The 21684-nt window shown below is 70.4% G+C and carries 20 protein-coding genes, 1 tRNA gene and 1 riboswitch; of the genes, 9 read left to right on the top strand and 12 right to left on the bottom strand.

The features are described 5' to 3' along the window. Window positions 1–195: 195 nt before the first annotated feature. The 4 genes from ACZ6N8_RS06330 (at window position 196) to ACZ6N8_RS06315 (ending at window position 6006) form a co-directional block, all read left to right on the top strand. The gene (locus ACZ6N8_RS06330) at window positions 196–2394 is read left to right on the top strand and encodes a (Fe-S)-binding protein (RefSeq protein ID WP_466007976.1); all 2199 of its coding nucleotides are present in this window, start codon (window positions 196–198) and stop codon (window positions 2392–2394) included. Between the two features lie 117 nt (window positions 2395–2511). Then, window positions 2512–3825, top strand: a complete 1314-nt coding sequence (locus ACZ6N8_RS06325) for a hemolysin family protein (RefSeq protein WP_466007974.1) — start codon at window positions 2512–2514, stop codon at window positions 3823–3825. After that, complete coding sequence (locus ACZ6N8_RS06320) at window positions 3818–4819, top strand: hemolysin family protein (RefSeq protein ID WP_466007973.1); 1002 nt, start codon at window positions 3818–3820, stop codon at window positions 4817–4819. Before ACZ6N8_RS06325 ends, ACZ6N8_RS06320 begins: the two co-directional genes overlap by 8 nt. Before the next feature lie 167 nt (window positions 4820–4986). Then, entirely contained in the window at window positions 4987–6006 is a 1020-nt protein-coding gene (locus ACZ6N8_RS06315; RefSeq protein ID WP_466007971.1) for a C40 family peptidase, read from the top strand. A gap of 75 nt (window positions 6007–6081) precedes the next feature. Here ACZ6N8_RS06315 and ACZ6N8_RS06310 read toward each other — a convergent pair whose 3' ends face one another. Then, window positions 6082–8061: an N-acetylmuramoyl-L-alanine amidase gene (locus tag ACZ6N8_RS06310; protein WP_466007969.1), complete on the bottom strand. Its 1980-nt coding sequence runs from the start codon at window positions 8059–8061 to the stop codon at window positions 6082–6084. Between the two features lie 235 nt (window positions 8062–8296). Continuing rightward, window positions 8297–8433, top strand: a riboswitch (cyclic di-AMP (ydaO/yuaA leader). Between the two features lie 13 nt (window positions 8434–8446). On the opposite strand from ACZ6N8_RS06310, the gene ACZ6N8_RS06305 reads away from it, so the two are divergent. Together ACZ6N8_RS06305 and ACZ6N8_RS06300 are read left to right on the top strand one after the other, a co-directional pair. Next, window positions 8447–9487 (top strand): C40 family peptidase, encoded by a 1041-nt coding sequence (locus ACZ6N8_RS06305; RefSeq protein WP_466007967.1) that lies wholly within the window; start codon window positions 8447–8449, stop codon window positions 9485–9487. A 169-nt stretch (window positions 9488–9656) separates the two neighbouring features. Continuing rightward, window positions 9657–10214, top strand: a complete 558-nt coding sequence (locus tag ACZ6N8_RS06300) for a pyridoxamine 5'-phosphate oxidase family protein (RefSeq protein ID WP_364369955.1) — start codon at window positions 9657–9659, stop codon at window positions 10212–10214. Between the two features lie 68 nt (window positions 10215–10282). Here ACZ6N8_RS06300 and ACZ6N8_RS06295 read toward each other — a convergent pair whose 3' ends face one another. Further along, the gene (locus ACZ6N8_RS06295; protein ID WP_466007966.1) at window positions 10283–11266 is read right to left on the bottom strand and encodes a zinc metalloprotease; all 984 of its coding nucleotides are present in this window, start codon (window positions 11264–11266) and stop codon (window positions 10283–10285) included. A 202-nt stretch (window positions 11267–11468) separates the two neighbouring features. Here ACZ6N8_RS06295 and ACZ6N8_RS06290 point away from each other — a divergent pair. Beyond that, a tRNA-Gly gene (locus tag ACZ6N8_RS06290) sits at window positions 11469–11542 on the top strand. A gap of 90 nt (window positions 11543–11632) precedes the next feature. Here ACZ6N8_RS06290 and ACZ6N8_RS06285 read toward each other — a convergent pair. From ACZ6N8_RS06285 to ACZ6N8_RS06240, 10 genes are all read right to left on the bottom strand, one after another. Then, window positions 11633–12820, bottom strand: a complete 1188-nt coding sequence (locus ACZ6N8_RS06285; RefSeq protein ID WP_466007964.1) for a tyrosine-type recombinase/integrase — start codon at window positions 12818–12820, stop codon at window positions 11633–11635. 2 nt (window positions 12821–12822) lie between these two features. Further along, window positions 12823–13080, bottom strand: coding sequence for an excisionase family DNA-binding protein (locus ACZ6N8_RS06280; RefSeq protein ID WP_131306908.1), 258 nt, complete (start codon window positions 13078–13080; stop codon window positions 12823–12825). Between the two features lie 244 nt (window positions 13081–13324). Continuing rightward, the gene (locus ACZ6N8_RS06275) at window positions 13325–14425 is read right to left on the bottom strand and encodes an AAA family ATPase (RefSeq protein ID WP_377620089.1); all 1101 of its coding nucleotides are present in this window, start codon (window positions 14423–14425) and stop codon (window positions 13325–13327) included. Continuing rightward, window positions 14422–15597, bottom strand: a complete 1176-nt coding sequence (locus ACZ6N8_RS06270; protein WP_466007962.1) for a bifunctional DNA primase/polymerase — start codon at window positions 15595–15597, stop codon at window positions 14422–14424. The genes ACZ6N8_RS06275 and ACZ6N8_RS06270 overlap by 4 nt, the downstream gene beginning before the upstream one ends. After that, window positions 15594–15965, bottom strand: a complete 372-nt coding sequence (locus ACZ6N8_RS06265) for an RRQRL motif-containing zinc-binding protein (RefSeq protein ID WP_466007960.1) — start codon at window positions 15963–15965, stop codon at window positions 15594–15596. Before ACZ6N8_RS06265 ends, ACZ6N8_RS06270 begins: the two co-directional genes overlap by 4 nt. Next, window positions 15965–16312 carry a hypothetical protein gene (locus ACZ6N8_RS06260; RefSeq protein ID WP_466007958.1) on the bottom strand — a complete coding sequence of 116 codons (348 nt, stop codon included), beginning with the start codon at window positions 16310–16312 and terminating at the stop codon, window positions 15965–15967. Before ACZ6N8_RS06260 ends, ACZ6N8_RS06265 begins: the two co-directional genes overlap by 1 nt. Then, on the bottom strand, window positions 16312–16584 hold the full coding sequence (locus tag ACZ6N8_RS06255) for a hypothetical protein (protein WP_466007956.1): 273 nt from the start codon (window positions 16582–16584) through the stop codon (window positions 16312–16314). Before ACZ6N8_RS06255 ends, ACZ6N8_RS06260 begins: the two co-directional genes overlap by 1 nt. A 135-nt stretch (window positions 16585–16719) precedes the next feature. Beyond that, window positions 16720–18855, bottom strand: a complete 2136-nt coding sequence (locus tag ACZ6N8_RS06250; protein ID WP_466007954.1) for a P-loop NTPase family protein — start codon at window positions 18853–18855, stop codon at window positions 16720–16722. Window positions 18856–18946: 91 nt separating this feature from the next. Beyond that, entirely contained in the window at window positions 18947–19708 is a 762-nt protein-coding gene (locus ACZ6N8_RS06245; RefSeq protein ID WP_466007952.1) for a DUF2637 domain-containing protein, read from the bottom strand. Continuing rightward, window positions 19708–19953: a DUF6284 family protein gene (locus tag ACZ6N8_RS06240; RefSeq protein ID WP_466007950.1), complete on the bottom strand. Its 246-nt coding sequence runs from the start codon at window positions 19951–19953 to the stop codon at window positions 19708–19710. The genes ACZ6N8_RS06245 and ACZ6N8_RS06240 overlap by 1 nt, the downstream gene beginning before the upstream one ends. Window positions 19954–20084: 131 nt before the next feature. Between ACZ6N8_RS06240 and ACZ6N8_RS06235 the strand changes: the two genes are divergently transcribed. Together ACZ6N8_RS06235 and ACZ6N8_RS06230 are read left to right on the top strand one after the other, a co-directional pair. Next, complete coding sequence (locus ACZ6N8_RS06235) at window positions 20085–20951, top strand: winged helix-turn-helix domain-containing protein (RefSeq protein ID WP_466007948.1); 867 nt, start codon at window positions 20085–20087, stop codon at window positions 20949–20951. Next, window positions 20948–21652: an HAD family hydrolase gene (locus ACZ6N8_RS06230; protein ID WP_466007946.1), complete on the top strand. Its 705-nt coding sequence runs from the start codon at window positions 20948–20950 to the stop codon at window positions 21650–21652. The genes ACZ6N8_RS06235 and ACZ6N8_RS06230 overlap by 4 nt, the downstream gene beginning before the upstream one ends. Window positions 21653–21684: the final 32 nt, after the last annotated feature.

Genomic DNA, 21684 nt, shown 5'->3' with positions numbered 1-21684 from the left:
GCGGCGTGGCCGGTGCGAGATGACTCACGTTACTGCTAAGTAACCTTGCGCGTAGGCTGCACTGCATGACCGAGCGGAGCGAGGTCATCGACCGGTCCGGTCGCGGGTGCGGTAACGGCGTGACGCCGTCTGCGCCCTGATCCGGCCCCCGGTCGCCGAGCCGCTCGACAGGCAGCAGACCGGGAGGCCAACTCGATGGGCAGCGTCCAGATCGTCACCACGATCCTCGCGGCCGGCATCACCGCCGTGGCGGTGTGGCTGGCGGTGCGTGCGGTCCTGAAGATGACGGCCGTCATCCGGCTCGGCCAGCCCGCGCCGGAGCGGTTCGCCGACAAGGGTGCCCGGACGAAGACCATGCTTGTGGAGACCGCCGGCCACACCCGGATGCTCAAGTGGAGCGTGGTGGGGGCGGCGCACTGGTTCGTGATGGTCGGGTTCATCGTGCTGTCGCTGCTGGTGCTCGAGGCGTACTTCGAGGTGGGCACCACCAACGGCGGGCTGCCGGTCATCGGCCACTGGACGATCTTCGGTCTGATCACCGAGATCATCGGTGTGCTGGGCCTGGTCGGCATCCTGGTGCTGATGGCGATCCGGTTGCGTAACCGGCCGAACCGGCCGGGCGGGCGCTCCCGGTTCACCGGCTCGACCATGTGGCAGGGCTACTTCGTCGAGTGGATCGTGCTCCTGGTCCTGATCTTCGGGTTCGTGATCAGGGGCTTCAAGGTCGCCACCGACCACTTCGAGTTCCCGTTCTGGGCCACCCCGGTGAGCCACGCCTTCGGTGCGGTCCTGCCCGACTGGGCGGACGGGGTGAGCGTCGCCGCCGCCATCAAGATCATCATTTCGATGACCTGGCTGATCGTCATCTCCCTGAACGTCACGATGGGCGTCGCCTGGCACCGGTTCCTGGCGTTCCCCAACATCTTCTTCAAGCGTGAGCCGGCCAAGCCGGCCGGCTCCGGCCTCGGCGCGCTGCGCCCGATGACGAGCCAGGGCAAGCCGCTCGACTTCGAGGAGGCGGACCCGGAGAAGGACCAGTTCGGCGTCGCCCACGTCGAGCAGTTCAGCTGGAAGGGCCTGCTGGACTTCAGCACCTGCACCGAGTGCGGTCGCTGCCAGTCGCAGTGCCCGGCCTGGAACACCGGCAAGCCGCTGTCGCCCAAGCTGCTCGTGCTGAGCCTGCGTGACCACGCGTACGCCAAGGCGCCGTACCTGCTGGCCGGCGGCGGCAAGGACCTCACCGGCGAGGAGAAGGCCACCCAGGCGCAGCTCGCCCACCTGGACGTCCTGTCGCTCGCCGAGGGCGACAAGCCGTTGATCGGCGACGCCGAGTCCGGTGGCGTCATCGACCCGGACGTGCTCTGGTCCTGCACGACCTGCGGCGCCTGCGTCGAGCAGTGCCCGGTGGACATCGAGCACGTCGACCACATCGTCGACATGCGCCGCTACCAGGTGCTGATCGAGTCGAGCTTCCCGTCCGAGGCCGGCGTGATGCTGCGCAACCTGGAGAACAAGGGCAACCCGTGGGGTGCCCCGCAGAACACCCGCGAGGACTGGACCAAGGGTCTGGACTTCGAGGTGCCCCGGGTCGGCGAGGTGGACGACTTCGAGTACCTGTTCTGGGTCGGCTGCGCCGGCGCGTTCGAGGACCGGGCCAAGAAGACCACCCGCGCGGTGGCCACGCTGCTCAACGAGGCGGGCGTGAAGTTCGCGATCCTCGGTGAGGGTGAGACCTGCTCCGGCGACCCGGCGCGGCGGATCGGCAACGAGTTCGTCTTCCAGATGCTCGCCCAGCAGAACGTCGAGACACTGAACGAGGCGTTCGAGGGCCGGGAGAAGGCCAAGCGCAAGATCGTCGCGACCTGCCCGCACTGCTTCAACACCCTGGGCAACGAGTACGGCCAGCTCGGCGGCGAGTTCGAGGTCGTCCACCACACCCAGCTGCTGGCCCACCTGGTCTCCACCGGCAAGCTCACGCCTGTGCAGCCGGTCGACGGCGGGGTCACCTACCACGACCCCTGCTACCTGGGTCGGCACAACCGGGTCTTCGCCGCTCCCCGCGAGGTGCTGGGCGACGCCATCGAGGGCGAGATCGCCGAGATGCCCCGCAACAGCGAGCGCTCCTTCTGCTGCGGCGCCGGAGGCGCCCGGATGTGGATGGAAGAGAAGATCGGTAAGCGGATCAACGTGGACCGCGTCGAGGAGGCCATGGCCACCGGCGCGAAGACGGTGGCGGTCGGCTGCCCGTTCTGCTCGACGATGCTCAGCGACGGCGTCAACGGCAAGGGCGCCGGTGAGCAGGTCGAGGTGATCGACGTGGCCACCGTGCTGCTCCGCTCGGTCAAGCCGGAGCAGCCGCAGGGCGGCAAGGAGACCGCGCCGGTCGCCGGCTGATGCCGCGTACACCTGGGATCTGAACATCGACGACGGCGGCCCCCTGTGGGCCGCCGTCGTCGTGCAAGAATCTCGCCGAGGTGAGGCGACATCGACGGCCTACTCTGGACGACGCTGTTGCCCCTGGTCGGCTTCGTCGCGCTGACCGCGGGCAACGCGTTCTTCGTCGCGGCCGAGTTCGCCCTGGTCACGGTCGACCGCGCGGAGATCGACAGGCGGGCCGCCGCCGGCGACCAGGCCGCCCTGACGGTACGCGCCGCACTGCGTGAGCTGTCCTTCCAGCTCTCCGGGGCGCAGCTCGGCATCACCATCACGGCGCTGCTCACCGGCTACCTGGCCGAGCCGGCCCTGGCGCGCATCTTCACCCCGGTGCTGCGTCCGGTCGCGGGGGACGACGCCGAGCGGTTCACGCCGTTACTGGCGCTGGCGCTGGCCACCCTGCTCTCCATGCTCTTCGGTGAGCTGGTGCCGAAGAACGCCGCGCTGGCCCGGCCGATGCCCGCCGCGCTTGCCACCGCCGGCCCGATGCACGCCTTCTCCCGCGCGTTCGGCTGGCTGATCCGGGGGTTGAACGGCTCGGCGAACCGGCTGGTGCGGGCGCTCGGGGTGGAACCGCAGGAGGAGTTGGCGAGCGCCCGCTCACCGGAGGAACTGGGCCTCCTGGCGGCCATCTCCGCCCGGGCCGGCGCGCTGCCCACCGACACGGCGATGCTGCTGCGTCGCACGATCCGGTTCGGTGACAAGCGGGCGGCCGAGGCGATGACGCCCCGCGTGGACGTGGTGGCGCTGCGGGCCACCGCCACCGTGGCCGAGCTGCTGGAGGAGTCCCGACGGACGGGACGGACGCGCTTCCCGGTGTACGAGGAGACCCTGGACCTGGTCACCGGGGTGGCCGGCGTGCCGGACGCGCTGGGCGTGCCGCTGGCCGCGCGGGCGTCGACAGTTGTCGGCTCGGTGGCCCGCGAGCCGGTGTACGTGCCGGAGAGCCTCAACCTGGACGGCGTACTGGCCGCGTTGAAGTCGGCAGGGGCCGACCTGGCGATCGTGGTCGACGAGTACGGCGGCACGGACGGCGTGGTGACAGTCGAGGACCTGGTCGAGGAGCTGGTCGGGGAGATCGCCGACGAGTTCGATCCGGCCACGGTGGACGACGTCGACCCGGTCGGGCTGACCGTGCCCGGTGGGGAACGCACAGTGCTGGTGGACGGGGTGCTGCGGTCCGACGAGGTGGCCGAGCAGACCGGGTTCCGACTGCCCGACGGCCCGTACGAGACGCTGGCCGGGTATCTCATGGCGCGGCTCGGGCACATCCCGCTGGCCGGCGAGACGGTCGAGGAGCAGGGTTGGGAGTTCACAGTGGTGGAGGTGGAGCGGCACCGGATCGAGCAGGTCCGGGTGCTGCGCCCGGCGGATCCGGACGACGATGACTGAGCTGCTGGTGACGGTGCTGCTGCTGCTCGGCAACGGGTTCTTCGTCGGCAGCGAGTTCGCGCTCATCGCGTCCCGGCGTACCGTGATCGAGCCGTTGGCCGCCGGTTCGAAGCGGGCCCGGTGGGCGCTGTCGGCGATGAACCAGATTCCGCTGATGATCGCCGGCGCCCAGCTCGGCATCACTGTCTGTTCGCTGGGGCTGGGCGCGATCGCCGAGCCGGCGCTCGCGCATCTGCTGGAGCCGCCGTTCCACGCGGCGGGCCTGCCGGAGCGGGCGGTGCACCCGGTGGCCTTCGTGCTGGCGCTCGGCGTGGTGGTCTTCCTGCACACGGTCGTCGGCGAGATGGTGCCGAAGAACATCACGCTTGCCGGTCCGGAGGTCTCCGCGCTGTGGCTCGGCCCGGCGATGTTGGCGTTCTGTGTGGCCACCAAGCCGCTGCTGCTGGCGATGAAGTGGGCGGCCCGCCGGGTGCTCGCGTTCTGGCGGATCGAGGCGTCCGAGGCGGTGAAGACGGTGTTCACCGCCGAGGAGTTGGCAGGTCTGGTCTCCCAGGCGCGTACCGAGGGGCTGTTGGACGCCGAGCAGCACGCCCGGATCACGGGGGCGCTGGCGCTGCACGCGCGGACCGCGGCGGACGCGTTGCAGCAGTGGTCGACTGTGGTGACGGTGGCCGAGGACGTCTCGCCGGCGTCGCTCGAGGTGCTGGCGACCCGGACCGGTAGGTCCCGTTTTCCAGTGGTGCAGCGGTCGACCCGGCGGGTGCTCGGTTTCGTGCACGTCAAGGACGTGCTCGGCTATGCCGGGCAGAGTCGTCGGGCACCGGTGCCGGCGCAGGTGTACCGGCCGCTGGCGGTGGTCCCGCCGGAGCGTACGTTGGCGGACCTGCTGCTCGCGATGCGCCGCGAACGGCGGCACATGGTGCTGGTCAGCGACGGCCGGCGTCCGCTCGGTGTGGTGACACTCGATGACGTATTGACCGCAATCGTTGGCTGATCGACCAATACCCTTGGTGTGCAAGCGGTTGCGTGACAGTAACCGTGACCGGGTTCGCCTTGATTCCGGTCCGGCGCTTCCCTAATGTGGGGCACCGACCGCTGTGGGTCGTCTGCCTCGGCCCTTCCCTCACGCGAGGCGCCCGGCGGTCGGTTGCAAAGGAGTCGATGCCGGTGGCAACCATGCCCCCTCATCGTCACGCCCCGGGACTGTCCGCGCGGCCGGGCAGGTTGCGCCGGGTCGCCCACCGTCTGCTCGTCCTGGTCGCCGCGGCGGCCGTCGGTGCCGGTGTGCTCGCCGCGCCGGCACAGGCCGAGCCCACGGTCGACGAGATCGAGGCCCAGATCGACAAGAAGTGGGAGCAGTTGGAGCCCACGATCGAGCAGTACAACAAGGTGCGCTCGCAGCTGAAGGTCAACCGGCAGAAGTCGGCGGACCTCCAGAAAAAGATCGAGCCGTTGGCGCTGCAGAGCGAGCTGGCCCTGAACCGGGTCGGTGACCTCGCCTCCCGCTACTACATCTCCGGCCCGTCGCACGACATCGGCGCCCTGCTGGTCGCCGCCAAGCCGGACACGCTCACCGAGCAGCTCACCGTTCTCGACCGGCTCGCCGCGCAGGAGCGCAAGCAGGTCGAGGGCGTGCTTGCCGTGCGGGCCAAGTACGACGGCGAGAAGCAGAAGCTCGACACGTTGATCGCCACCCAGACCGAGCAGCAGAACGAGCTGGCCGCCAAGAAGAAGCAGATCGACGCCGAGATCAAGAAGCTCGAGGCGTCCCTGCCGAAGACCACGATCAAGACGGCCGGCTGCCCGACCATCAACGGTGTGGCCAACACCGCCGCGCAGAAGGCGATCAAGACCGCCTGCCAGCAGGTCGGCGATCCCTACGTCTGGGGTGCCACCGGCCCGAACTCGTTCGACTGCTCGGGGCTGACCCAGTACGCGTACAAGTCGGCCGGGATCTACCTCACCCACCACACCGGTGCCCAGTGGAAAGAGGGCGAGGTCGTCTCCCGGGCCGATGCTCGTCCCGGTGATCTGGTCTTCTTCTTCAGCGACCTGCACCACGTCGGCCTGTACCTCGGCAACGACCTGATGGTGCACGCGCCACGCGCCGGTAAGCCGGTGCAGGTGGCGAGCATCAACAACATGCCTGTCGCCGGGTTCCGTAGGCCGCCCAAGAAATAAAACTGATCCGCCCAGGCACGACGACGGCCCCCGGTCACCGACTGGGGGCCGTCGTGGTTTCTCAGGAGTTGCCGGTCAGCGGGGCGCGCCCACCGGGGACGGCAGCAACTGCACGTCGGCCAGGTTGACGTACATGATGCGGTGGCCGAACTGGATCTGCGCGTACCGGTTCTTGCCGCGGATCACGGTCCAGTCGCCGGGCGATGAGCCGTCGAACGTGCTGGCCCGGTAGTACTCGCCGGCCAGCACCGCGCCGACGGAGTACCGCTGACCGGCGGCCAGGGTGTACTGCAACGGGGAGATGGTCTGGTAGGGCACGCCCTCGGGGTAGGCGGCCTCCTCCGGGTACGCCCGCCCGTACACCGGGATGGTGGCCCGGCCGGGCTTCGGGACGGCAACCACGCCGACCGTCCAGCTCGCGGTGGGGGCGGACGCCGGGTTGTGGAACCAGGCCTTCTGTCCGAGGTACCAGATGGCCGTCCAGTCACCCTGCCGGCCGGCGAGGGCGTACGTCTGGCCGGCGGAGGCCCGGGCGCCGTGGTCGGACACCTCCATGGTGTTCGGGGTGCCGTCGGGGCGCAGCGCGATGTCGTTCACCAGCGGCGCGTCCGCGGACGGCGCGGCGCGCAGCACCACCGACGAGGAGCCGCGCGGTGTGCACGGCACGCCGGGGGTGACGCATCCGATGAACGCGGGCTGGTTGGTGGCGTAGTCCGGGTCGATCCGGACGAGGCCGGTGGCCGGGGTGCCGGTGTCCAGTCGCGGAGCGTGCAGCAGGTCGAAGTAGTGCGTCCAGTCCCAGTACGGCCCCGGGTCCCAGTGCATTCCGCGTACTGTCGACGCGACGGTGCCGGGCACGTTGTCGTGGCCGATGATGTGCTGGCGGTCCAGCGGGATGCCGAGCCGCAGCGCGAGGTGCCGGACGAGCTTCGCCGAGGTCCGGTACATCGCCTCGGTGTACCAGGTGCCCTGGGCGGCGAAGCCCTCGTGCTCCAGCCCGATCGACTTGGCGTTGACGTACCAGTTGCCGGCGTGCCAGCCGACGTCCTTGGTCTTCACGTGCTGGGCGATGTGCCCGTCCACCGATCGCAGCGAGTAGTGCCAGCTCACGTACGTCGGGTCCTGGACGAGCTTCAGCGTGGTCGCCCAGCTCGCCTCGGTGTCGTGGATGACGATGTACTCGATCTTCTGCCGGGCGGGCCGGTCGGAGAGGTCGTGGTTGCCGTAGTCGCCGTCGCCGAACGCCTGGTAGGGCGCCGGGATCCACTCGCAGGAGATGGTGCGGGGGCACTCCAGCCCGTCCGGGCGGGCGAGGCGACGCAGACCCAGCCGGTCCAGCCAGGAGCGCTCCGGTCGTACCGCGCTGGCCGGCAGCGTGATCCGCTGGCCGTCGTCGGTCACCCGGGACTCGCCGGCGCTGATCGTGGTGAAGACCTCGTCGGCGAAGGCCGCCGCGGCGTCGGCGCTGTCCGCGCCGGCGTAGCGGGCCACCGCGCCGTACCAGGTGGCCGGGTCGGTGCCGGCTCCGACCGGGGCACCCAACTCCCGCTGGTACGACGCGAGCAGCGCCGCCCCGCCACGGATGTTGGCGTTCGGGTCGGTACGCAGCGACTCGGGTGCGGCGCCGGTCAGCGCGGCGGCGGCGTCCACGGTCTGCAACGCGGCCGGGGGTGGCGCGGGGTCCTCGGCGGGTGGGGTCGCGGGTGCCAGCGCGGGCCGGGAGTCGTCGCCGCGCGGGTCCTCGGTGCCGGTGTCGTGGTGGCCGCGTCCGGGCAGGGCGGCGACGTGGCGGGCGTCGGTCAGGTGCATCGGGCCGTAGCCGCCGCTGGTGCTCGGTGTGCCGCCGTTGCTGTCCCAGCGGGACTCCAGGTAGGAGACACCGAGCAGCACGGTGGTCGGCACGCCGTACTCGGTCGCCGCGGCGGCGTACTGCTGCTGGCGGTCGGGGGCGGGCGCCGCTGCGGCGCCGGCGGGTGGCGGTATCGCGGTCGAGGCGGCGACCACGGCGGCGGCGAGCAGGGCGAGCCGGCCGGCGGACAGGGTTGGACGGTGCATCGAACCCCCCAGATTTGCGCGGATGAAGGTGAGGTCACCTTCGCGCCGCCCGGGAGCCTGCGTCAATACCTTTCCATCTGTCGAAGTCTTCGGAAAGAAATCTTCGCGTACGCCCCGTGACTCTCTCCAATCGGTACGGAGTGTCACGGCCGCACGGGTTGCGGATCGGTAACGGGCGTCTCTACTCTGGTCATTTGTCGGCCCGACAGCAGGTCCGCCCAGCCCGGGCGGTAACGGACCGACACCGCCGAGTCGCTTCCGAGCGAACCGGGGACCCACGTCCCCCCGGGGTGAATCCGCAGCCACTGCGGTAGGGCGCCAACTTCCCGCCCGAACCCGTCAGCTAACCCGGTAGGCGGTCAGGAAGAAGGAGAACGGAACCCCGGTGGCACTCCATGCCCCGCGGCCGTCGTCCGAGCGGTCGGCGCCAGCCGGCCCGACGTCGATCGTGCCGCGCCCACGCTGGTCCCGCTTCACCACCGCTCTCGCCGCACTGGCCGGCGTCGCCGTCGTCCTGACCGGCAGCGCCACCGCGGCCCACGCCGACCCGTCGGTCGCCGAGATCGAACGCCAGATCGACGCCGACTGGAACAAACTCGAACCGATCATCGAACGGCACAACGCCACCCGGATCGACCTCGCCGCCAAGCGCAGGCAGGCCGACGCGTTGGCCGCCCAGATCGCCCCGCTGGAGCGTCAGGTCGACGCCGCGATGGACAAGGTCAGCGCCCTGGCCGTGCGCGCGTACAAGGGCGAGAACGTCTCCACCGTCAACGCCGTGCTGGGCAGCCGGTCGCCGAGCGAGGTCGTCGGGCAGCTCGAAATGCTCGACCGTTTCGCGCACAACCAGCAGCAGGACGTCCGCGAGGTGGCCGACCTGCGCGACGAGTTGGCCGCGAAGAAGGCTCCGCTCGACGAGATGGTGTCCCAGCTGACCCGCACCGAGGCCCAGCTGGCGGCGAAGAAGAAGCAGATCAACGAGGAGATCGACCGCCTACAGAAGCTGCGCCTCAAGGTGTACGGCAACGGGGGCGGCGGCCCGCTGCGCCCCGCGCCCTGCCCGGCGAGCTACCCCGGCGGTGCTGCCGGCACGGCGGTGAAGTTCGCCTGCGCGCAGATCGGCAAGCCCTACGTGTGGGGGGCCGAGGGCCCGAACTCGTACGACTGCTCCGGGCTGATGCTCGCCGCGTGGGCGAAGGCCGGCGTGAGCCTGCCGCACAACGCCGCCGCGCAGAGCCGGGTCACGAAGAACGTCAGCCGGGCCGACCTGCGCCCCGGTGACCTGGTGTTCTACTACAGCGACATCCACCACGTCGGCATGTACGTCGGCAACGGCTGGGTGGTGCACGCCTCCCAGGCCGGTCAGCCGGTCAAGATGAAGAAGGTCGACGACGGCCCGATCCACAGCTACGGCCGCCCCGGCTGATCAGAGGTGACCGAAGGGCCCGTCGCGATCCGTTCGCGGCGGGCCCTCGTCGTTCTTGCCTCAGCGGGTCGGCCAGGTGCGCCAGTGCTGCCAGGCCCGGCTGGGATTCGGTGCCGGTGACCAGCGCGTCGAGGTCGCTGGTCGTACATTTGTTCGATAGAATGCCCACATGGCTTCCTGGTCCGAATTCGCCGCCGACGAGCCCCGACTCGCCGACGGGATCCGCGTTCTCCTCCAGCAGTACGGGCCGGGCTTCGGCTACCTGGCCACGGTCCGCGCCGACGGCGGGCCCCGGGTCCATCCGGTTTCCCCGGTCATCACCGACGAGGGCTTGTTCTGCTTCGTCATCGACTCCCCGAAGCGCCGTGACCTCGAACGGGACGGCCGTTACGCGCTGCACTCGTTCCCGCCTGAGGAGAGCGACGACGAGGCGTACGTGGCGGGTCACGCCCGACCGGTGACCGACCCCGCCCAGCTGGCCCGGTTGGCCCAGGGTGCCCGGGCCGAGCCGCACGCCGACTGGCGGCTGTTCGAGTTCACCGTCGACGTGGCGATGTTGACCCGCCGCGAGCAGCCCGTCGCGGGCATTCCGGGTTACGCGCCGGGCCGGCCGGCCGTGCAGGTCTGGCTCGATCCGCACGCTCCGCCGGTGGCTGCCGCGCCTGTCGCCGTACCGCCGGCGCGGCCGACCCGTCGCAGCCGTGACGTGCAGTGCACGGCCGCCTGACCACGGCCAGAAAGACGCCGGTGCCGGCTCCGTCGTGACGGAGCCGGCACCGGGTGTACGCGGAGAAGCTACGCGGCGCGGTAGGCGTTCCACGCGGTGATCATGCGGCTCGCCTGTCCCGGGGTGAACTGGTACATGCACGAGTCGTAGGTGTAGTCCATGAAGTTGGTGATCGGGTCCAGCCCGGTCGCCGAGCAGGTGTTGCGCCCGGTCGGGCACTGGTAGGCCGGCGACGCCTCGGCCGGGGTGTCGCTGACGCCGTCACCCGAGCCGCCGCAGCCACCCTGGAAGGTGTGGTAGAGGTTCAGCCAGTGGCCGACCTCGTGGGTGCCGGTGTCGCCCTGGTTGTAGTTGGTGGCGGTGCCGCCCGGCAGCGACTCGTTCAGCGCGACCACGCCGTCCATGCTGCTCAGGTTGCGCTGCGGGAAGGTCGCCCAGCCCAGCAGGTCGTTGCTCAGCTCACCGAGGTAGATGTTGAGGGTGTTCTTGCCGCCCACCCGCAGTGAGGACTTCATCGACCGCTCCGCCGACGAGCCCTGCACGATCGGGTACCACGACGGGTTCGTCACCCGGTTGATCTTGTCGAGTCGGAAGGCGAACGCGGTGACCGCTCCGCCGGTCGAGCCGGCGTAGGCCTGGTTCAGCACGGTGATCTGCGAGGTGATCATCGAGTCGGGGATGTTGCCGCCGGCCCGCGTGCTGTTCTCCTGGATCACGTGCACGACCACCGGGATGGTGACCGTGGCCAGCGCCGTCTCGCCCGCGCCGGTGCGGAAGCTGGCGCGCTCGCGCAGCGCCGCCGCGAGGTCCGCGTCCCGCTCGCGGACCTGCTTCGCGGTCAGCTCGTTCGGGTCGTGCTTGGCCTCCGCACCGGGCTTCATCCGGGCGTTGGAGTGGCTGTCTGCCGGCTCGGCGCAGGCGCCGCCGGGCGCCGCGGAGAAGGCCGAAGCAGCCGGAACGACGCCCACCGCGGCGGTGCTGAGCAGCAGCGCGAAGGTCGTCGACGCGACACCGGCGGCACGCCGGGTCAGCAGGTTGGGACGGGGTCCCATGGGCCCACCTCTTTCTGGCGGCGCGACAGGGGGTGTGTCACGCCGTGGCTGGCAACGTGTGGCAGACGTTACAACTGATCGACGTATTTGAGAACGACCATATGTTGCCGTCCGGAAACTTCTTCCTGGGCGTGCGGGGTGGCGGGCTCGCGGGGGTACCTGGGTGCGCCGGCTCGACCACTCGGGTACAGTGGTGCCGCTCGCGGGTGTAGTTCAATGGCAGAACATCAGCTTCCCAAGCTGACAGTGCGGGTTCGATTCCCGTCACCCGCTCCACGCACGGAAGCCCTGGTCAGGACACATGTCCCGCCAAGGCTTCCGTGGTTCTAGGTCATGCTGAAACAGGGATGGGCCATTAGTGGGCCATTAGCTCGCCTCGGCGGCCGGTCCGTCGCCCTCGGCAACCCGCTTGACCTTGCGCTTGCTCGGCTTGCGCCGGGCCGCCTTGACCGCCTTGTCGATCGCGGCGGCGATGCCCTGGTCGGCCGCCCGATTGGCGTGCTGGTAGATCAGCGCGGCACGCGGGCTGTCGTGCCCCATCCGCGCCATGATGTCGCGCAGGCTCGCGCCCGGTGCCCGCGACGCGAGGGTGTTGCCGGTGTGCCTCAGGTCGTGGAAGTGCAGCCCGGCCGCGCCGATCGCCGCTACGGCCTCGGGCCACTTGACCAGCTTGTTGAAGTTGCCGCGCCAGAGGTTCCGGCCGCTCTCTCCGGTGAACACGAACGCCTCGGGTGCCTCGCCGACGTGGCTACTCATGTGCTGTTTCAGCACAGGTAGTGCCGCCTTGGGCAGGGCTACGGTCCGCGCGCCGGCCCGCGACTTTGGCGGGCCGAGGATCAAACCTGTTCCCCGGTGCTCGACGAACGCCTGTCGCACCCGCACCGTGCCGGCCGACAGGTCGACGTCGCACCGTTGCAGGGCGACCGCCTCGCCCCACCGCAGGCATCCGAACGTCGTGACCAGGATCAGCGCCCGGAAGCGCCCCGGCATCCGCTCGGCCAGCGCGAAGATCTGCGGAACGGTGAGCACCGGCCGCTCTGCGGGCTTCTCCTGGTCGGCACCGACGACGCGACACGGGTTGATCCTGATCAGTTCGTCCTCCTTGGCTGCGGTCATCAGGACCGCACGCAGCAGCCGGTACGCCTTGGCGGCCATGGTGACCGACACGCCCTCGGTCAGCAGCCGTGCCCGCCACTCGCGGACCATGGGCGTGTCGATCCGGTTGAGCGGCATGTCGCCAAGGTGCGGCGTGATGTGCCTGCCGAGCGTCCAGCGGTACAGGTGCACGGTCCGGGGCCGCAGGTTCGGCCGTTCGGTGATCCACCGCTCGGCGTAGTCGCGTAGCCGGATCTTGCCGCGTTCAGGGTCGATCCAGTCGCCCCGCATCATCTGGGCCTCGATCAGCGACAGGTACTTCTCGGCCTCGGGCTTGCGGGCGAACGTCTGCGGAGCGGAGCGCATCCGTCCGTCCGGGCCGGGGTAGCGAGCCTGGTAGCGGCCAGACTCGCGCTTGCGGATGTTGCCGAATCGGCGGTGTCCCTCTTGGTTGGCCATGATCAGGCGACACTCCTCAATCCGCGCCAAACGGTCTCTGCGGTCATGGGCTCGACTCGTCCGGCGTGGACGAACGCGGCCAGGTCGGCGGGGTCGATCCGGATCGACCGACCGAGGCGGTGAAACGCGATCTGTCGCTCGGCAACGGCGCGGCGTACGTAGCGAACGCTCATGCCGATGCGGCTTGCGGCTTCTTCGATGGTCAGCAACTCGGCGGGCAGCTTCAGAACCGGCGCGTTCTGGGTGATCCGCTTAGCCATCGGGTGTCCTTTCCGGGCAGTGCGGCCAATCAGGGGCGGTGCGGTAAGGCGTTGAGGTGGCCAGTAGCGGCCTCTCTGGCGGCGAGAGCGGTTCGGTGAGGGGATGGCGGGCCACGTCGACAGAGAGCCATACGGCGGCCCGCTGAGAGCCACGCTGAGTCAAGATCTCGGGCTTGCTGGTGTCTTCGTATGGGTCTGTGCTGAAACAGCCGCTTACATCTCTGTTTCAGCATGTTTGGCAAGGTCACGGCCAGAGTCCGGATGTCCCCGAGGTGTCCCCCTTGTTTTCGCTGCTCAGGGCGGGTCGGGGGACACCGGGGACAGCGGGGACACCAGGGACTCGGTACCGGCCGCCGGTGTCGGCGGCGAGTTGCCCGTCGGCGAGCATCCGCTGACAGGTGCGCTTGACGTTGTCGTAGGCGAGTCCGACCCCCTCGGCGATGACCTTGGGCGTGCTGCCGGGGGTGGTCCGCAGGAAGCGCAGGATCGTCGCGCGGGTCTCGCCGACCTGGTGGTCTTCGGCAGGGCCGTCGAGCATCTGCCACGCCCCGGCGGCCGGGTCGAACGTCAGGGCGTACTCGTTCTCGTCTACGTCCCGGCCGGTCACGTGCAGCACGCCGTCACCCTGGTTACGCGCCCGCTTGAGTACGAGGGTGGCGTCGGCGGCACCGGCGAGTCCGTTGGTCCCCGAGACCTCGGTGAGGAAGTCGTCGGATCCGGCCTTGCGTACGTGGTGGACCAGGACAAACGCGACGCCGTAGTCGTCGGCGACCTTCTTCGCCCGCCCGACGGCGGCGTAGTCGGCGTCGTAGGCGGATGCGCCGGGTGCGGAGTTGCCGCGCAGCTTGGCGAACACGTCGATGATGACCATGCGCGCGGACGGGTTGCGGTCGAGCCATGCGGCGATGGCCTGGTCGCCGCCTTGCGGCAGCGGCGGGCACTCGGTGGCGAGGGTGAGTCCGGCCGGGGCCTTGCGCTGGCCGAGAACCTTCCCGAGCCGGTTTTGCAGGCGGCGGGCGGTGTCTTCCAGGGCGAGGTACAGCACGGGGCCGGGCTCGACCGGGATCGCGCCGAACGCCTTGCCGCCGAGGGCGACGTCGAGGCCGAGGCCGAGCGACATCCACGACTTGCCGACCTTGGGCGGGCCGCAGAGTAGGTTCACGCCCTCGGACAGCACACCGGGCACGGCCCACTTCGGCGGGGCGAACTCCATCGCCATGATGTCGGCGGCGGTCCACGACGTGCGGATCCGGGCGGGCCGCTTCGCCTCGGGCGACAGCACCTCGGCGGCGTCGTCCGGCCCGGCGACGTGCAGGTGCGGGCGGTCGGCGGGCATGGCGCTCATGCGGCCACCGTCCGGGGGCGACGGGCACCGGCGGCGAGGCCAGAGCGGATCGTGCGTAGCGTCTCGAACCGGCTGAGACCGATCGACAGTGCGGTCTGCTCCAGCAGCGAGGCGGCCTGGTCGACGGACAGCGCTCCCCCGGCGGCAAGCTGGCCGAGGGCGACCGCGGACACGTAGAGCGTGTGGTTGCGCTCGCCCTCGGCCGCGTGCCGCAGGTGTTCGAGCTGGCGGCCGATCGCGGCATCCAGGTAGGCGCCGGCCCGGCCGGACGGCAGGTCGACAGCGACCGGGCGTTGCGGCGGCAGCGGAGCGGGGGCGAGGCGTTCGGCGAGCCAATCGGGCAGATCGGCGACCGGCAGATCACGGGCGACCGTGTACGGGCGTCCGACGACGGTGCTTCCGGCCGCGACGACGTAGCCACCGTGGGCGCGGGTGTCGACCAGCCAGCCGAGACCGTTGCCGCGCTCCCCGGCCGTGTTGCGTAGGGCCTGGCCGCCGGTGGGGTGTCGGAAGTACAGGTGCGCGCCGCCCCGCCCGGTGGTCACGGTGTAGGTGCCGTCGGGCACCGGCTGTCCAGCGGCCTCGCACAGCGCGGCGAGCACGTCGACGCCGTTCGTCGCGGCCGGGTACGGGCAACCGGTCGGCGGGACCTGGTCGGGCTTGCGCACGTCCAGGTCGACGACGACTAGTCCGGACGGGCCGCAGGCGATGCCGACGCCGTACGGGGTCTCGGCCCAGCCGCGCCGGATCCGGTCGGGGTCGACGGTGGCGCGAGCCTCCCAGCCGGTGTGCCCGTCGCGGCAGCGCGGGTCCCGGCCGAGGCAGTCGGCGGCCTGGTGGTCGGGAAAGGCGGGCCGCTTGTCGTTCGGCCGCAGGGGGAAGACGTGCCAGCCACGCGCGGCGGCGGCGAGAGCCACGTCGCGCAGGGATTCGTTGTCGGGCATGGGTTTCGGCCTCCTGATGTCGGGCATGGACGGGTGTTCGCGCTGGTAGTTCTCGCCGGCACACGCGGCGCAGTAGCGGGCCTTCTCCCATCGGGCGACCTGCAACGGCTGACCGGACACGGTGTCTTCGGCGGCGACGCTGCGGTCGCAGATGTGCGGGTAGGGCAGGTCGGTTGGCACGAGGCGGCCGAGGGCCTTGCTCGCGCCAATCCAGTGCCCGCCCGTCATCGGCCCGGCCGTCCGTCGTGGCAGTCCAGGCACTCGCCGAGCGAGCGGGGGATGTAGTAGTCGCGCAGCTCACCGCAGGTCGGACAGATGCGGCGGGCACGCAGCGCGGCCGAGATCGCGCGCCGCTGGGCCGGCGTCGCGGTGCGCTTGGTTCGGGCGAGGTCGAGCCGGTACAGGTACGCGGTCCGGGTGCCACCGACGCCCCGCCAGAGGATCTGCGCGGCGATCGGCTGACCGCCCGGCCGCAGGCCGCGCGCCCGGAGCTGCCTGCGAGTGGCGTAACCGTCCGGCGCACCCTGCCACCAGAAGGTCGGGACGTCGTACCGCTCGGCGTCGGGATCCCAGTAGGCGGCCCGGATCCGCGACATCAGCCGGCCCTCCGTTCGAGCGCCGGCCGGTCGGCGGCCCGGCTGCGCAGGGCGGCGGGCCGGATCGCGGCGACAGCGGCCAGCAGCTCGCGGCACAGGTGCAGCACGAGGCCGAGTTGCCGCCGGGCGGTGTTCTCGGTCCGGCTGAGCGGCACGCGGATGCGGATCTCGGCGTAGTCGACGTCGGCAGCGCGGACACGGGTGATGACGGCCCGGCCGCCGAGCGGTCCGTCGGCGATGATGTCCGGGGCCTGGTGCAGGGTGAGGCCGCAGCGGTGATCGCGGGTGCACCAGGTGGTGTGCGGCGTCGCGGTCCGGGTGAACCGGGCCATGGTCCGGGCGGCCATCAGCGGGTGCCCTTGCCGTGGATCTCGCGCAGGCTGTTGATGACTCGGCGGCCGACGCGCAGGCGGCGTCCGTCGCCGTGGCAGCGGCGGCAGAGGCCGAACGCGCGGCCGAACGGGGAGCGACGCGTGCCGGTGCCGGAGCACTTGCGGCAGGCTCCGAACGGCCAGAGCCAGCAGCCGAGGGCGTAACAGAGCGTGGCGATCGCGGCGGCGAGGATCAGTACGCCGATCATGGTGGTTCCGGGGGTCGCGGTCGCGGCGAGGGCAGACACAGTGAGCCTCCAGGGGGCGTTTTTGGGCGTGAAGGGCTGGCGGCGCAACCCGCGACCGGTCAATGTCTGCGCTGACCAGGCCGGTCGCGGGTTGAGTCGCGGTGACGCGACCGGTCGCGGGTGGGCCGCGACCGGTTACGCGGCCTTGCGGCGGGCGATCGCGGCGTCGATGTCGTCGGCCTTGGCTCCCTTGAGGGCCTTGCCGGAGCGCTTGACGTCTACGCTGCGTACACCGAACGACCGGACCTGAGCCGAGACCGACTCGGCGGTCACGTCCGCGTACGCCTCGGGAAGCCGGTCGGCGAGGCGGGCCGCGATCTCTTCCCACTGCGCGCCGGTCTCGCCGCGCTCGATCACGCTGCGGACGTCGGCGAGCACGTCGCGGATCTCGCGGGCGACGTCCTCTCCGGCCGCCATGCCGGACAGCGTGCCGGCCGCCTCGCGCAGCTTCCGGGCAGCGATCAGGATCTTCTCGGCGTCGTCCGCGTCGGCGAGGTACGTGCGAACCGTCGGGGTGGCGTCGGATGCGCCGCGCAGGATGCCGACGCCCTTGTAGCTGGGCAGCAGCGTCGACGAGTCGTAGCCTTCGGAGTTCGCCCCCGCGCCGAGTACCAGGTCGGAGACGTTCCACGAGCCGGTACGCAGGGAGAACCGCACCTGGTGGTTGTCCCGGAAGCTGATGAACTGCGTGGCGACCTGCCCGCCGCCGACCCCGCTGGGCCGCTGGGTGGCGTCGACGAACCCGACACCGGCCGCCGGGGCGACCTTGACCAGGTAGACCAGCAGCGACGCGATTTCCTTGCTGATGTCGCCGAGGTCGAAGTACTCCTGGAACTCGTCCAGCACGACCAGCCGTACCGGCATCCGGTACTTCGGGTCACGGGCGATCTCGCGGGTCAGCTTGCCCTCGGGGCAGATGTCGACCGGCAGCTTGGACAGCCGCTCGTACCGGTCCTGCACGTCGGCCTTGATCTCGCGCAGCGCTTCGAGCGCGATCTCGGCGGGGTCGCCGTCGCGGGTCATCGCCAGACCGAACGCGTACCGGTCGGCGACCAGCGCGAACTTGCGCCAGTCCGGCTTGCCGCCGCCGTCCAGGACGGTGAGCTTCACGTACGGGTCCAGCGCGGCGTACAGGGCCAGCGAGCGAGCAGCGAACGTCTTGCCCTGCCGAGGCTGCGCGCCGATCAGGATGCTGTTCCACATCAGGTCGACGTTCACCTTGTTGCCGCGCTCGTCCAGCCCGAACGGGGCAGGCTGCCAGATGTCGGTGGGCTTGCAGCGCAGAAGCGGCGTCCGGCCCGCGCCCTGGGCGAGCGGGTCGCGGTCGGCGACCCACAGCGTGTGCCGGCGGTGCGAGCTGGGATCGCGGGTGATGAACACCTGTGACACCGCGACGTCCAGGCCCGAGGCGATGGCGCCGCGTGCCTTGACCGCGTCGTCGAACGTCTTGCCGTACGGCAGGTCGATCGACACCTGAGAACCGGTGCCCGAGGCGTCACGGGCCATGGTCGATCCGAACCCGATCTGCTGGTGCGCCTTGTCCGGGTGTCCGAGGCCAGCGGCGTAGTAGGCCCGCAGGATGATGTCCGGGTTCACCCGGCGGAAGCGGCCCGAGACGGTGGCCGGGGTGATGATGCGCCGGTCTTCGGGGCGGCCGATGTGTGCCAGGAACGCGACCAGCAGGCAGGCGGTAAGCACCAGCGCCCACACCGGGGCGACGGCGTAGAGCACGGGGCCGCCGACGCACACCGCGACGGCCTCGGCGGCGAGCACGATGCCGCGCCACATGCGGGTGGCCTTGACCTCGCGGTGCAGCTTGAGCCACATGGCCGGGTCGTTGGCGTCGGCGGCGGCCTGCCGCAGCCCGTACTGCTCCGACACCCACCACCACTTGAGCTGGCGGCCGATCAACCGGAACGTGCCAACCCCGGCCCAAAACGTGGCGAGGGTGGCGTACCAGGGCGCGCGGACGGCGTGGAACCCGGCGCGGTAGCCGGTCAGGGCAGCGGCCTGCGCGAGGCTGTGCCGGATGTTCGGCCACGTCGACCAGTTGGCCGGCACGATCGGCCGCTTGCCGGACGCGTCGACCGACGGCAGCTCGACCGGCATCCCCCCGCGCTGCGGGGTCTCGTCCAGGTTCACCTCGAAGTGCGTACCCGACTCGGCGCCGGCCCGTCGGGTGCGCTCCGCGTCCAGGTTGACCACCTCGGCGACGTCGGCCTCGGCGGCGGTCCAGTTGAAGTTCTCAGGGTTGGGGGTCTGTGCAGTCATGATGGGGGTCTCTCCTGAGGTCTGGTGACTGACGGGAGGGCCGGTGACGCGGCGCTTGCTTGGCGGCGGGTGGCCGCGTCACCGGGCGGAGCTAGGCGGCGATGAGGGCGGGCGTTTCCGCAGGAAGCGGGGCAGATGGTGACGCATCGGTGGCGCGCAGAGCGGCGAGGTGACGTCGCGCGGTCGAGACCGAGACACCGGCCTTGGCGGCGATCTGCGAGACCGGCGCGTCGGGCATCTTGGCGGCGGCCTTGGCGACCTTCTCGGCCGACACCGGGCGCGGTGTGACGCGCTTCGCTGGTGACTTTTTGACCACCGGAGCCGGGGCGGGCTCGACGGCGGGCGGCTCCGGTCCCCAGATGTCCTCATTGGTGTAAACCGGCTTGGACTTGACCAGGTTGGCGAGGGCCGGGGCGGATTCGCTGACCAGTGCGGCCTCGGTCGCGGTCTCGGTCAGGGTGCGGATCCGGCCGCCGATCTCAACCAGGCTGATCGACGCGACTACGATCAGGCCGTCCACGCTGAACGGCAGCAGGTAGGCCGAAGAGTCGGCCTCGCCGTACCGGGTGGCCACGCCCACCATGTGCCAGTACGACACCCACGCCGCGATGCCCGCGATGACGGCCGTAGCGCCCAGCCGGACGGCTGACAGGGCACCGCGCCGCGCCGGGATCCGAGAGATCAGCTCGACCGCCAGCAGCAGCGCCACGGGCGACCACGCGGAGATTGCCTGACTGATTACGTTGTCGCTGGCGTGCAGCACGTTGCCCGCGAGCGACGCCGCGATGCCGAGAGCGAACACCGAACGAACGCCCCAGCCGATGCGCTTGAGGCGCTTAAGGTCCTGTGCCATCACGCGACCGCCTTCCGGACGGCGGGCCGCACGGCCAGCGCGGCAGCGACGCGGGTCACGCGGGCCTCGGCCCGACGCAGCCGCCGCCAGTCCAGGGGCGACGGGCCGCCGTGGTCGGCAGCGTTAATCAAGCTGATCTCGGCGTCCAGAACGGACAGCTCTGCCTCGATCAGCGGCCACTCGGCCTCGATCGCGGCCAACTCCGCCGACGTCGGTTCGTCGACCGGGAGCGGGTACTTACGCACAACCAACCTCCGAAGTTGGCGAGCCTGGCTAGTCAGGCTCGATGTGCTCGACAGTAGGTCGTCTTGGCTAGCCAGGTCAAGCTCCACGTGGGAACTTTCCTGGCTTGGCTAGTCAGAGGTAGTGTCGAATCGTGGCCGAGAACCTTGAATTCCTGGGTGACCTTGATCCCGACGACCCTCGACAGGCATCGCAGCAGATCGCGAACATGCTCCGGGCCGCGATCTTGACCCGTAAGCTCGCGCCCGGTGACAAACTGCCGTCGCAACCCGAACTCGCGAACCGGTATGGCGTCGCGCGCGAGACGATCAAGCGCGCGCTTGAGGTGCTGCGCAACGAGCGCCTGATCGTGACTAGGCAGGGGAGCGGGGCATTCGTCCGTGCGCAGACACAGCGACCAGTCGAGCTTCGGCCTCTGATCGAGGCAGCGTTCGAACACGAGCACGTGGCGATCGACTTTGCCGGGTTCTCGGGCGAGACGTTGCGGGACGCAATCGCCGAGGCGCTCGACATGGTGCGTGCCGGCCGATCTGCTCCCGAGACCATTAGCGTCCGCCTGCTGATCTCTGACATGTCGGTACCGATGGCGCTACCGGCCCTTGCTGCGACAGGAGCGGATGATCCTGCTGTCCGGAAGCGGGCAGAACGCATCACCCGACGGGCCGCCGACGGGATCATCGACCAGGTGCAGGAACTTGCCGACCTCGGCCTCGTGAAGTCCGCGACGGTGGAGGTGCGGACGCACAGCATCGCGCCGACCTTCAAGCTCTACATGCTGAACGGGCGAGAGGCGTTCTTCGGCTTCTACCCGGCAGTCAAGCGTGAGGTAACGATCGGCCGAGAGTCGGTCGAGATCTTCGACCTGATGGGCAGGGACGCGACGTTGTTCCATTACGCCGTTGACGAAGACGAGGCGTCGCACGGCACGCAATTCGTGGAGTCTGCGCGCCTTTGGTTCAACTCGGTGTGGGACAGCGTCGCGCGCGAGTACCGGTCGTGAGCGGACCGACGTTGGCCGACCTGGTGCGCGTCGGGCCGTTGCTCCTGGATTTCGATGGGCCGGTCTGCTCGATCTTCGCGGGGTATCCCGCGCCGCGCGTCGCGGCCGACCTGGTCGCGCTGCTCGACGTAGAGGGTGTCGCTATGCCGCCCGAGGTACGCGGCGAGGACGACCCTCTTGCCGTACTGCGGTGGGTCGGGGAGACCTGCTCGCACGACGTGACGGTGGCGGTCGAGGAAGCCCTATGTGCAGCCGAGGTACAAGCCGCTGGCACCGCAGCGCCGACACCGTTCGGGCATGAGGTGATCCTCAGTGCGTACGCCCGCGGTGTGCCGGTCGCCGTGGTGAGCAACAACTCGGCGGCGGCGATCGAGGCGTATCTGACAGCCCATGCTCTCGCCACGTACGTCGCGCCCATCATCGGCCGGGCGTACGCGGATCCGAAGCGGATGAAGCCGAATCCCGGCCCGGTCCTCGACGCTGTGCGCGCCCTCCGAGCTGACCCGGCGTCCTGCGTGCTGGTCGGAGACTCGCTCTCCGACATCGAGGCGGCCCATGCCGCCGGGGTCGCCGCGATCGGCTACGCCAACAGGGCGTGGAAGGTCGACGCCTTCGCGGGGGCCGACATCGCCGTGACGTCGATGGGGGACATAGCTAAGGCACTGTCCCCTGTGTCCCCGCTGTCCCCTGAGGGGGATTGAGCTGCGAAAACGAGGGGGACAATCTAGGTGGC

It is taken from the genome of Micromonospora sp. NPDC047521, assembly GCF_055587305.1.
The sequence above is the reverse complement of the archived record's forward strand: the minus strand, read 5'-3'. Positions and strand labels throughout refer to the sequence as shown.

Coding starts and splice junctions, on each gene's coding strand:
- ACZ6N8_RS06330 (WP_466007976.1), top strand. CDS start 196: ATGGGCAGCGTCCAGATCGTCACCACGATCCTCGCGGCCGGCATCACC.
- ACZ6N8_RS06280 (WP_131306908.1), bottom strand. CDS start 13,080: ATGGCTAAGCGGATCACCCAGAACGCGCCGGTTCTGAAGCTGCCCGCC.
- ACZ6N8_RS06250 (WP_466007954.1), bottom strand. CDS start 18,855: ATGACTGCACAGACCCCCAACCCTGAGAACTTCAACTGGACCGCCGCC.
- ACZ6N8_RS06295 (WP_466007966.1), bottom strand. CDS start 11,266: ATGGGACCCCGTCCCAACCTGCTGACCCGGCGTGCCGCCGGTGTCGCG.
- ACZ6N8_RS06245 (WP_466007952.1), bottom strand. CDS start 19,708: ATGGCACAGGACCTTAAGCGCCTCAAGCGCATCGGCTGGGGCGTTCGT.
- ACZ6N8_RS06300 (WP_364369955.1), top strand. CDS start 9,657: ATGGCTTCCTGGTCCGAATTCGCCGCCGACGAGCCCCGACTCGCCGAC.
- ACZ6N8_RS06285 (WP_466007964.1), bottom strand. CDS start 12,820: ATGGCCAACCAAGAGGGACACCGCCGATTCGGCAACATCCGCAAGCGC.
- ACZ6N8_RS06265 (WP_466007960.1), bottom strand. CDS start 15,965: ATGTCGCGGATCCGGGCCGCCTACTGGGATCCCGACGCCGAGCGGTAC.
- ACZ6N8_RS06315 (WP_466007971.1), top strand. CDS start 4,987: ATGCCGGTGGCAACCATGCCCCCTCATCGTCACGCCCCGGGACTGTCC.
- ACZ6N8_RS06320 (WP_466007973.1), top strand. CDS start 3,818: ATGACTGAGCTGCTGGTGACGGTGCTGCTGCTGCTCGGCAACGGGTTC.
- ACZ6N8_RS06270 (WP_466007962.1), bottom strand. CDS start 15,597: ATGACGGGCGGGCACTGGATTGGCGCGAGCAAGGCCCTCGGCCGCCTC.
- ACZ6N8_RS06260 (WP_466007958.1), bottom strand. CDS start 16,312: ATGGCCGCCCGGACCATGGCCCGGTTCACCCGGACCGCGACGCCGCAC.
- ACZ6N8_RS06275 (WP_377620089.1), bottom strand. CDS start 14,425: ATGAGCGCCATGCCCGCCGACCGCCCGCACCTGCACGTCGCCGGGCCG.
- ACZ6N8_RS06310 (WP_466007969.1), bottom strand. CDS start 8,061: ATGCACCGTCCAACCCTGTCCGCCGGCCGGCTCGCCCTGCTCGCCGCC.